Source organism: Streptomyces sp. NPDC057616 (genome assembly GCF_042800575.1).
Classification (GTDB): domain Bacteria; phylum Actinomycetota; class Actinomycetes; order Streptomycetales; family Streptomycetaceae; genus Streptomyces.
The window spans coordinates 168,496-179,743 of record NZ_JBHVGU010000021.1; the positions used below are offsets into that span (position 1 = coordinate 168,496).

At 69.4% G+C, this 11,248-nt stretch carries 8 protein-coding genes; all 8 read right to left on the minus strand.

The genetic code is table 11. The annotated features are described in order from the left end of the window. Positions 1 to 5: 5 nt before the first annotated feature. The 8 genes from ACFU97_RS26360 to rplU all read right to left on the minus strand — a co-directional run bounded on the left by ACFU97_RS26360 (position 6) and on the right by rplU (position 10,961). Positions 6 to 1,247, minus strand: a complete 1,242-nt coding sequence (locus ACFU97_RS26360; protein WP_384260981.1) for a glycosyltransferase family 2 protein — start codon at positions 1,245 to 1,247, stop codon at positions 6 to 8. Positions 1,248 to 1,485: 238 nt separating this feature from the next. Beyond that, positions 1,486 to 3,570: a hypothetical protein gene (locus tag ACFU97_RS26365; protein ID WP_384260983.1), complete on the minus strand. Its 2,085-nt coding sequence runs from the start codon at positions 3,568 to 3,570 to the stop codon at positions 1,486 to 1,488. A 200-nt stretch (positions 3,571 to 3,770) separates the two neighbouring features. Then, positions 3,771 to 5,267 (minus strand): D-ribitol-5-phosphate cytidylyltransferase, encoded by a 1,497-nt coding sequence (locus ACFU97_RS26370; protein WP_384260985.1) that lies wholly within the window; start codon positions 5,265 to 5,267, stop codon positions 3,771 to 3,773. 192 nt (positions 5,268 to 5,459) lie between these two features. Beyond that, positions 5,460 to 6,656 (minus strand): hypothetical protein, encoded by a 1,197-nt coding sequence (locus ACFU97_RS26375; RefSeq protein ID WP_384260986.1) that lies wholly within the window; start codon positions 6,654 to 6,656, stop codon positions 5,460 to 5,462. 94 nt (positions 6,657 to 6,750) lie between these two features. Next, positions 6,751 to 8,301: an alkaline phosphatase D family protein gene (locus ACFU97_RS26380; protein WP_384260989.1), complete on the minus strand. Its 1,551-nt coding sequence runs from the start codon at positions 8,299 to 8,301 to the stop codon at positions 6,751 to 6,753. 498 nt (positions 8,302 to 8,799) lie between these two features. Beyond that, positions 8,800 to 10,236 (minus strand): GTPase ObgE, encoded by a 1,437-nt coding sequence (gene obgE / locus ACFU97_RS26385; protein WP_384261011.1) that lies wholly within the window; start codon positions 10,234 to 10,236, stop codon positions 8,800 to 8,802. A gap of 135 nt (positions 10,237 to 10,371) precedes the next feature. After that, positions 10,372 to 10,626, minus strand: coding sequence for a 50S ribosomal protein L27 (rpmA, locus tag ACFU97_RS26390; RefSeq protein WP_242759227.1), 255 nt, complete (start codon positions 10,624 to 10,626; stop codon positions 10,372 to 10,374). A 14-nt stretch (positions 10,627 to 10,640) separates the two neighbouring features. Next, positions 10,641 to 10,961 (minus strand): 50S ribosomal protein L21, encoded by a 321-nt coding sequence (gene rplU / locus ACFU97_RS26395; RefSeq protein ID WP_384260991.1) that lies wholly within the window; start codon positions 10,959 to 10,961, stop codon positions 10,641 to 10,643. Between the last annotated feature and the right edge of the window lie 287 nt (positions 10,962 to 11,248).

Here is an 11,248-nt window from a genome sequence, read left to right on the forward strand (position 1 = left end):
CGTCCTCAGGCCGCTGCCGCGGTCCCGCCCGGCGTGCGCGTCCGCGCCGCCGCCTCACGGGACTTGAGCACCCGCCGGGCCCTGCGCGCCGCGCGGCGCAGCAGGGTGCCGCCCACCGAGTGCTCGCGGTAGCCGGGGAAGGCACGGGCCTCGCGCGGGGCCGCCAGGTAGATCGAGTCCGGGACGGCGGCGGCGGTCTCACGGAAGTGCGGGTAGACGAGGTAGACGTGGCGGCCGCGCCTCTCCAGCAGGGCGGGTGCCTGCTTCTTCGCCTTGACGAACTCCACGACCTCCTTGAGGAGTTCGGGCTTCTCCTCGGCGACCAGATGCAGCCGCAGCCGCTCCTCGACCTTGAGGCGGCGGGCCACGCCCTCGCTCCAGAACTCCTGCATCAGGGGCTTCGCGAGCTGGAACTTGTGCTCGCGCACCTTCTCGCTGTCCTTGAGGTACCGGGGCCCGAACTGCGGCAGCAGCGTCACCAGGAAGGGCCGGACCAGCAGCGCGTCCCGGCGCTCGCCCGGCGGCACGTGCTCGGCTATCAGATTCATCAGGGCGCGCGCGGAGTCGAAGCGCAGGGAGTAACCCCCGCTCTTCGTCACGTGCTTGCCGTCCTCGCGGCCCACCAGGTAGTAGCAGGTGTGGTCGGCGATCACGGAGACGCCGTTCGCCCGCAGGTACGCCTCCATCGTGAACAGCGCGTCCTCGCCGGTCCACAGGGACTCGTCGAACCGCATCCCGTGCTGTTCCAGCAGCTCACGCCGGAACAGCTTCTGCGCGCTCAGCGTGAACTTGATGTTGGAGGAGAAGACGTCCGTACGATCGAAACTCCGGTCCCACATCGAACGCGGCGGCTTGCGGTTGATCCCCTCCACCCGTCCGAGCACCACGTCCGTGCCGTTGCGGTCGGCCATGGCGACCATCCGCTCCAGCGCCTCCGGCCCGAGCCGGTCGTCGGCGTCGAGGAAGAAGACGTAGCGCCCGGCGGCCTTGCCCAGCCCGACGTTGCGCGGCCCGCTGGGGCCGCCGGAGTTGTCCTGCCGGATCACCGTCACCGGCATGGCGGCCCGCCGCGCGAACTCCTCCAGGTACTCCCCCGTGCCGTCCGTGGAGCCGTCGTCCACCGCGATGACCTCGATGCGCTCCCGGTCGATGGTCTGCGCCTCGACCGATGCGAGGCACTCGACGAGGTACGGCATCGCTTCGTACGCCCCGATGATCACGCTGACATCAGGCTGCGTGACGGTCACATTTCCCCCTTGGTCAAGGTGCATTTCCCCCGAATCCACATTTACGCAACTTGTTAGACGGGTGGCCACCTACGGAGGTTGCCTTGCTGATCGACATTGGTGACACAGCTCACCGGAAGGTACGTATCGCCGGTGAGAGTTGCTCAGGACGCGGTGCAGCAGGCGGTAAGAAAAGCGAAAGAGCCCGGCCCCGAGGATCGCTCCTCGGGGCCGGGCTCCTGCGTGAGGCGGGTGGACGTCAGCGCTGCGTCGTGCCGTCCGGCTCCCCGGCCGCCGGCACCGGCTGCGCCGGGGACAGCTGGTCCGACAGCTCGTCGGCACCGGCCGCGCCGCCCGCGGTACGGGACTCCTGGCCGAGGTTGCGCGTGTGCGCCTTGAGCGCCAGGTCCGCCACCGCGGTGTTGAACTGCTCGATGGAGGTGGGCTCGTCGGGGCCGAGCAGGTACTGCTTCAGCTCCTTGCGCTCCGCGGCCAGCGGATCGCCGTCCGGGGTGCGTACGGCGGTCAGCAGCTCGCCGAGCTCCGCGGAGCTGTTGGAGAGGATCACCGCGGCCCGCACCGCGGTGTTCTGCCGCTTGAACTCCTCCACGCCCAGCTCGGCGGAGTCGGTGACCGCGTACGGCTTGCCGCTCGCGATGAAGTCGGAGACCACCGAGGAGATGTCGGAGACCATCGCGTCGGAGACGTTGAAGCAGTCGTACAGCCGCGGCTCGGCGCCCGTGATGACGCGGTGCTCGAAGCTGCCGAAGGAACGCCAGTACGCGTCGTTCCACTCGCCGCGCAGCCGGGCGACCTCCTCGTGCTTGCGGACGTCGGCCACGCCGTCCCGGGTGGCCTCGGCCTCGTCGCCGCGGTCGCCCGCGGAGCCCGACAGCTCGGCGAGGCGGGCCTCGATCCGGGCCAGGTCGGCCTTGGCCTGCTCCTGGGCGGCGGCGTCGACGGTGAAGCGGGAGTCGGCGGCGCGCTCGCCGGCGGCCTTCTCCACCAGCGCCACGATGCGCTGGTGCGCGGTGCCGGCCGCCTTGCTGACGGTGCCGGTGAACGGGTGCGGCTTGTACAGGACGCGGACCGGCGGGTCGGCCTTCACCAGCTTCTTCACGATGTTCTCACCGGCCAGCACCAGCGAGGTGTTGCCCGGGTTGCCGTCCCAGCCCTCCCAGGTGGGTGCGTACAGCACCGTCGGGATACGGCCCGTAGGGACGCCCTGCCAGCTCTGGATCGGCGCCAGCTGCGGGCGGCCGACCTCCACGATGTCGTCGTCGCGGACGCCGACGTCGGCGATGGCGTAGCGGTCGCGGCCCGCGCGGCCGGCGGTCCACACCTCGTCGTACACCTTGCTGAACGGGTTGACGCTGGCCAGCTTGTCGCTGTCGCCGTGGCCGATGAAGACGTGCTTCATGGTGGGCACGCGCAGCATGTGGATGTTCTTGCCGACGTTGGCCGCGTACAGCGCGACGCGCACGGTCGACAGCTCCATGTTCATCAGGTGCACACCGCCGGGCACGCAGATCACGGGCGCCGTGGTGGGGGCCAGGTTCGCCAGGATGACGCGCTCGCGCAGGATGACCAGCGGCCGGGAGTCCAGCTGCTCCATGGTCTCCAGCCACATGTTGACCTGGTACGCGGAGTCCTTGGAGCCGGAGAAGTACAGCACCGTCTCCGGCTTGTACTCCCGCAGCCAGTCGTCGACGGCCTCGAGCACCTTCTCCGCGTTCGGCGGGATCTTCTTGCCGCGGACGTAGGGCACCAGCGCCAGGACGTACAGGCAGCCGAGGAACAGGGTGACCGCGATGCCGATGAAGCCGGGCACCGAGGAGTCGATCTGCGCGGAGACCAGGATGCCGACGACGGCCGCGAGGTCGAGGTGGAGCATCTTCTCGGCGGAGCGGTTCAGCAGGTAGCGCGGCGGGGCGTCCGGGATGCGGATGCGCGACTTCAGGTCCACGTTCCGGGTGGCGACCGGCATCCGGCGGCGGTTGCGGATCAGCGTGACCAGGGCGCCGTGCGGGGCCTGGAGGCCGTAGAACGCGATGAAGCAGGCGACGGCGCCGTAGTAGATCAGGTTGTCCGCGAGCGACATCCGGGACAGCAGCAGGATCAGCAGCAGCTGCCGGATCAGGAAGCGGATCGACAGGCCGGCACGGACCTTGCTGAGCCGGTTGACCAGATAACTGCCCTTGCGGTGCAGATAGTGGTCCGCCAGATACGTGACGGCGGCCGCGGCCGCGAAGGCGTAGACGCTCGGGACGAGCGCGGCCAGCATGAGCGCCGGGAAGCCCAGCATCATGAGTGCCGCCGCGGCCAGCTCAGCCGCGCTGCCCACTCGGGCGACGCGAATAGCGGTGGATATCACGGAGAACCTGCTCTGGGAGGGGGGAGTGCCGGTTTTGTTCTGGACTGCGCAAGGTGTGCGGTAATTCGTCGGGTGTACGGATTCAGGCCCCTGCGTTCACCCGGTCATTGCATCGCAATGACACCGGAAAGCAGAGGCCTGAATAACGTAAGGCTAATTCCCGTCGATTATTACACGCCGTCCTGTCGGTCCAGAACCGAGGCCAGCGCCTGCTCGAAGCCGGAGGCCTTCGCCGCACCCGCCGTCGGATCCTGCTGGCGGACGTCGATCACGTGCCCGGTCAGCTCGGACAGCAGCACGTCCAGCGAGGTGCGGGCGACGGCCTCGGAGGAGAGCAGGGTGCCCGCGGGCTCCTGGCCGAAGGCCTTGGTGCGCATGGGCGTCGCGGTGCGCTCCGGGTTGATGCAGTTCACGCGGATGCCGTCGCCGGCCCACTCGTCGGACAGGGCCTGGGTGAGGTTCACCATGGCGGCCTTGGTCGAGGAGTAGAGGCTGTACTCGGCGCGGCCGCGGGTGTAGCTGCTGGAGGTGTAGAGCAGCAGCTGGCCCTTGGTCTCGGCCAGGTACTTGTAGGCGGAACGGGCGATCTGCACCGGGGCCAGGTAGTTGACCTTCAGCGCTTCCTCGATGGTCGCGTTGTCGGTCTCCGCCAGCTTGCCGATGCGCAGCACGCCCGCGGTGTTGACGACGTAGTCGATCCGGCCGGTCTCCCCGTACGCCTTGGACAGCGCGTCGTCGACCTCCTCCGGGTTCTCCACGTGGGTGCCGGTGGTGGAGCGGCCGAGCGCGTACACCGTGGCGCCGAAGGACTCGGCGAGCTCGGCGATGTCCTTGCCGATGCCGTACGAGCCGCCGAAGATCACGACGGTCTTGCCGGTCAGCAGCTCGCGGTAGGCGTCCTCGCTCACCTGCTCCGGCGCCGCCGTCGAGGCCAGCTGGAACAGCTTGTCGGCGATGAAGACGTCGACGGGCTGGGTGACCTTCATGTTGTACTCGTCGCCCGCGACGACGTGGATCGGCACGTCCGGCAGGTACTTCAGCACGACGGAGCAGTCGTCCGTGGCCTGGAAGTTCGGGTCGCCTGCCGCGACCTCGTAGGCCCGCTTGATCGTGGACAGCTTGAACGCCTGCGGCGTCTGGCCGCGGCGCAGCCGGGAGCGGTCCGGGATCTCGGTGATGAACTCGCCGTCCTCGCCGTGCGTGCGCGTGACGATGATGGTGTCCGCGGACGGGATGGCGACGTCGACGGCCTGGTAGCGCTCGAGCGCGGTGACGCAGTCGTCGATCACGCGCTGGGCCAGCAGCGGGCGCACGGCGTCGTGGAAGAGGACGTTGAGGTCCTCGCCCTCGGCCAGGCCCTCGCCGAGGGCCTCGATGGCGCGCTCGGTGGTCTCGTTCCGGGTCGAGCCGCCCTCGATGATCTTCTTGACCTTCGTGAACCCGGCCTTGGCGACGATCTTCTCCACGTCGGGCACGTACCCCGGGGCCATCAGCACGATGACGTCGTCGATCGAGTCGGCGTGCTCGAAGGTGGTCAGGGTGTGCTCGATGACTGCCTTGCCGGCGATCTTCAGCAGCTGCTTGGGGATCGAGAGACCCACCCGCTGGCCGGTGCCACCGGCCAGGATCACTGCGGTGGTACGGGGCTTGGCTATGTGCTGGGACACAGAGGACCTACCTTGGGGCGTCAGGGAACGGGGAAATGGTCCCACTTGCGGTTACCGCTGTGCAAGGTGAGCGCCGTTCACCGCATATGTACGCGCCACCTTGCATTCACCTTGCACTGCTGGTGACGCCCGGACGCCCGCTGCGGGATCCCGCGGAATGACAGTGGTTGCTGTGAGTAACCGCACAGCCGGTCAGCGGCGGCGCAGCTTCCGCAGGCAGCGGTGGCCGAGCACCTTCACGAGTTCCACCGAGGTCGTCTGCTGAACCGTGCGCGACCGGGCCGGAGTGCTGTGCCGCACCGGCACCTCGGCGGCCGCCGCGAGCACACCGTACAGGGCCTGAGCTGCCACCTCGGGGGCGATGCACGCCTCCTGCGCCGGCGCGCGGGCGGGCTTCGGGACGGCGGCGAGCAACGCGGGGTCACCCAGGACCCGTACCCCCGAACGTGTGATGGCGTCCATCATCTCCGCGGCGATCCCGGCCGCCACCTCGGCCGCCCACGGCGGTGTCGAGATCTTCACGTCCCGCGATGTGGGGCTGCACGAGTTCTTCATATGCATGACCGCGCCGTTACGCACCAGCTTGGAATACAGCTCGTCCGGCAGGCCATTGCCGCGGAATTCCTTGTTGAGATTTCGCAGCATTTCGGTCTCGGCGAGAGTAAGTGAGCGATTCGCCGTGTCCGGAACGGGCTGAAGGAGCTGCGCGGGCAGCCCGAGCAGCGCCTCGAAGACGCGCAGCAGGCCGCCCCGGTCCCGGTCGTCGACCACGACGACGGTGACCCGGTCCGCGCCGACCGCCCGCGCCCACCGCGCGACCAGCCGGTCGTGCCGGTGCCGGCGCCAGAAGCTGGGGTTGGGCTGCTGGTACGGGGCCTTGCGCAGCATGTGCTTCAGCCAGTCCTCGTAGCCCATCCGCAGACCGTTCTGCACGTACTGCTGCCACTGCGAGGGCATGATCTTCGCCAGCGGGCGCAGGGTGACCAGGACGTGTACGCGGTCGCCGCCGAGCTGCGCGACGATCCGCGCGACGGTCTCGTCGTCGTCCGCGTCGGCGAAGAACTCACTGCTGATCACCGCCGTGCGGTCGCCGGTGTCGCGCACCTGCTCCACCAGCTTCGTCCAGTGCCGCTCGGTGGGCACGGCGTCGCCCATCATCCCGGGGCGCGCGACGGCGGCGAGGGCCGCCTCCATGGGGTGCCGGGTGTGCCCGGGGAACTCGACTCCGTGCGCGGGCAGTTGGTCCTGCGCGGCGAACAGCGCGCTCTGGATCGAGGTCGTCCCGGTCTTGTGCGGGCCGATGTGCAGCAGCCGGGTGCCCGGGGGCAGCGGGGCGGGGCGCTCGGAGTCGTTCGCCCGGGATTCATCTCTCGTACAGTCGGTCTCCATGGTTAAGGGAGGGTAAGACTCACACCTGAGACTTACCTGAGAACGGCCTGGAACTCGGATGAGCCCAGGCCCCTCTCGCACCGGTTCGCGGCATTCAGGCGAGTTCGACGCCCGGCCGGCCGTTCTCCACCCGCAGCCGCGCCACCGTGCTCGGCGTCGCCTGCGGCCGTACGACCGTGTCCACCACCCGCACCTGCGCGTCGATGCCGTCGCGGTGGATGTCGAAGAGGTGGTAGCCGCGGTGGGCGTCGATGAACTTCCAGTGCGGGTTGTCCGCCTTCAGCGGGTCCCACTGGGCGTGGAAGGCGGCCTGGTCCTGGTCGCCGTTGCTGGAGATGGAGGTGCCGACGAACTCTGCGCCCACGACCTCGGACTCCGGGTCCGAGTAGTCGGTCCTGAGGTCGCTGATCATCGTCAGATGGCGGTCGCCGCTGAGCACGACAGGATTGCGTACGTCGGCGAACTCCTCCAGCAGGGCGTTGCGTTCGACCTGGTAGCCGTCCCAGGCGTCGTAGTACCAGAGCTTGCCCTCGCCGGGCAGGATGTCGGTCTCGGCCATCATGATCTGCGAGGCGACGAGGTTCCAGCGGGCGGGCGAGTCCAGCATCCCGTCCAGCAGCCAGGCCTTCTGCTCGGCGCCCAGCATGGTCATGGACGGGTCCTCGGCACCGGCCTGCGTGGTCGCCTGGTCGCTGCGGAACTGGCGCGTGTCGAGGACGTTGAGGCGCACGAGGCGGCCGAACTCCAGGCGGCGGTACATCTGGATGTGCGGGCCGCTCGGGATCGCGGACGCCCGGACCGGCATGTGCTCGTAGTACGCCTGGAAGGCCGCCGTCAGCCGGGCCACGAACGCGTCGTGGGGCTGCTTGTCCGGGTCCTGCGGGACCTCGCCGGCCCAGTCGTTGTCGACCTCGTGATCGTCGAAGGTGACCACCCAGGGCGCGCTGGCGTGCATCCTCAGCAGGTCGGGGTCGGTGCGGTACTGCGCGTACCGGTTGCGGTACTGCTCCAGGGTGAACGGCTCTCCCGTGCCCTCGTGCCGGCGCGGCCCCGCCGACGACGGCGTGGACTCGTAGATGTAGTCGCCGACGAACAGGACGAAGTCCGGGTCCTGGTCGACCATGTCGGCGTACGGCGTGAAGTAGCCGTGCTGCCAGTTCTGGCAGGACGCGAGGGCCACCCGCAGGAAGCCGTTCCTGGCGTGCGGATGCGGGGCGGTGCGGGTGCGGCCGGTGGGCGAGAGCCGGCCGCCGGCTCTGAAGCGGTACCAGTACGCGCGGTCCGGGCGCAGACCGCGGACGTCCACGTGGACGCTGTGCCCGAACTCGGGGCGGGCCTGGGCGACACCCCGGCGCACGGTCTTCCTGAGCTGCTCGTCCTCGGCGATCTCCCACTCGACCGGGACCACCTGGTCGGGCATGCCGCCGCCGGCCAGGGGGTCGGGGGCGAGCCGGGTCCACAGCACGATGCCGTCGGGCAGCGGGTCGCCGGAGGCGATCCCGAGGCTGAAGACCCCGTCGGGCAGTGTGCCGTCGGCCGCACGGGCGGTGCCCGGCAGCCAGAGCATGGCGGAGGCGGCTGCGCCGAGCACGGCTGTGCCGGCGGTCAGAAAGCGGCGTCGGTCTGGCGAGCTTGCTCCGGTCATCGGCTAACTCCCTTGCCTCGCAGGCCTCTTGGACACGTGAAAGCTCACGCAGCCGGACGGTCCACGGGCTGAACGCAACCCTTCGCGTGCATGACAAATGGGCAGACAACAGGAGACCCGTCGCGACACAGGAACAACGGGAGGAACGCGATCTGGTCACAGCGGATCCCCCGACGCCTCAATTGACGGGCATCGCGGGCTTGTTCAGTACGAGAGGATCGAGCCGATTTCCACGTTCGCGCCGAACGCGGCGTGGGGGGGGAGGAGGGGGAATGCGCTCCGCCGACGCCCCCGTCGCGCCGAACGCGAGAGGTGCAAGACCCGAAACGGGTACACTTCCACAACCCCCCCAACTCCCAACTGGAGGGACATCGTGGGTTTGTCGGGGAGGGAGGGAGCAACCCGTTCCCAATTTCCGCCCAGAAGGAGGGGGGGCCCGGCCCGGGTGTCCGGCGCCGGCCCACGCGTCCCGGCTCGGCCGGGCGGAGGTTCAGCCGGTCAGAACGGTTCGAACCCGTCGAACTCCTGGAGGGACTCGTCCCGCTCGGCGTCACGGTCCCGGCGGCGCTGGGCGGCCGGGCGCGGCGCCTCGAAGCGATGGTCCTCGCCACGCCGGCCGAGCATCTCGGCACCGGCCATCATCGACGGCTCCCAGTCGAAGACGACGGCGTTGTCCTCGGGGCCGATCGCGACGCCGTCGCCGGACCGGGCGCCCGCCTTCATCAGCTCCTCCTCGACACCGAGGCGGTTGAGCCGGTCGGCGAGATAGCCGACGGCCTCGTCGTTGTTGAAGTCGGTCTGCCGCACCCAGCGCTCGGGCTTCTCGCCGCGCACCCGGAACAGCCCGTCCTCCTCCTGCGTCACGGTGAAGCCCGCGTCGTCGACGGCCTTGGGCCGGATGACGATCCGCGTCGCCTCCTCCTGCGGCCGCGCGGCACGCGCCTTGCCCACCAGGTCGGCGAGGGCGAACGACAGCTCCTTCAGGCCGAGATGGGCCACCGCCGACACCTCGAAGACCCGGTAGCCGCGGGCCTCCAGGTCGGGCCGCACCATCTCGGCGAGGTCCTTGCCGTCGGGTACGTCGATCTTGTTGAGGACGACGAGCCGGGGCCGCCGGTCGAGCCCGCCGTACTGCTTGAGCTCCTCCTCGATGACGTCGAGGTCGGAGACGGGGTCGCGCTCGGACTCCAGCGTCGCCGTGTCCAGCACGTGCACCAGCACGCTGCACCGCTCCACGTGCCGCAGGAACTCCAGGCCCAGGCCCTTGCCCTGGCTGGCGCCCGGGATCAGGCCGGGCACGTCGGCGATGGTGTAGACGGTCGAACCGGCGGTCACCACGCCCAGGTTGGGCACGAGCGTCGTGAAGGGGTAGTCGGCGATCTTCGGCTTGGCGGCGCTCAGCACCGAGATCAGCGAGGACTTGCCCGCGCTCGGATAGCCCACGAGCGCCACGTCGGCGACGGTCTTCAGCTCCAGGACGATGTCCTGGAGGTCCCCCGGCACGCCGAGCAGCGCGAAGCCGGGCGCCTTGCGGCGGGCCGAGGCCAGCGCCGCGTTGCCGAGTCCGCCGCGGCCGCCCTGGGCGGCGACGTAGGAGGTGCCGTGGCCGACCAGGTCCGCGAGCACGTTGCCCGCCTTGTCCAGCACCACCGTGCCGTCCGGCACCGGCAGCACCAGGTCCTGGCCGTCCTTGCCGGAGCGGTTGCCGCCCTCGCCGGGCTTGCCGTTGGTGGCCTTGCGGTGCGGGGAGTGGTGGTACTCCAGCAGCGTCGTCACCGACTGGTCGACGGTGAGGATCACGTCCCCGCCGCGCCCGCCGTTGCCGCCGTCGGGCCCGCCGAGCGGCTTGAACTTCTCACGGTGGACGGAGGCACAGCCGTGGCCTCCGTTACCCGCGGCGACATGCAGTTCGACGCGGTCCACGAAGGTGGTCATCTGGGGTGCCTCCAGCACTGCGAAAACGTACGGATATGTCTCTTGCGTAACACGCGAAAGGCGGACCCGCCTTCCCGACCGGGAAGTGAGGTCCGCCTCGCGAAACGTTCGGTCTGAGCCGTGAAGTCCGAGGACTCAGGCGACCGGAACGATGTTCACGACCTTGCGGCCACGGTGGGTACCGAACTCCACCGCACCGGCCTGCAGCGCGAACAGCGTGTCGTCGCCGCCGCGGCCGACACCGGCGCCCGGGTGGAAGTGGGTGCCGCGCTGGCGGACGATGATCTCACCCGCGTTGACGACCTGACCGCCGAAGCGCTTCACGCCGAGCCGCTGGGCATTGGAGTCGCGACCGTTCCGGGTGGACGATGCGCCCTTCTTGTGTGCCATCTGTTCTCAGTCCCTTACTTCGCAGCCGTGGGGATCTCAGTGACCTTGATCGCCGTGTACTGCTGGCGGTGGCCCTGGCGACGGCGGTAGCCGGTCTTGTTCTTGTAGCGAAGGATGTCGATCTTGACACCCTTGTGGTGGTCCACGACCTCGGCCTGGACCTTGATGCCGGCCAGCACCCACGGGTCGCTGGTCACGGACTCGCCGTCGACAACGAGCAGGGTCGAGAGCTCGACCGTGTCGCCAACCTTGGCGGTGGAAATCTTGTCAACCTCAACGATGTCGCCGACAGCAACCTTGTGCTGGCGACCACCGCTGCGCACGATGGCGTACACGCGGATCTCACTCTCTCGCTCGGGAACGGCACCCCCGCAGTCCAGCCGTCCGGAAGACGGGCGGCCTCTCCGGTACGGCCGGTGCAGGGCACCTGGGCTCTCCGGAGGAAGAGGTTTACGGGGATGTGACGCGTCCTAGTCCATGGACACGCCGACGGTCAAGGTTACGGGGCCGGTGCCGAGGGGGTCAAACCGGGCCGGGCCCCACAGACGTGGGGGGGGGGGGGGCGGGGGGAGGGGAGAGAACAAAAAAAAAAAACACCAAGCAGAAGAAAAGAACCGCATCG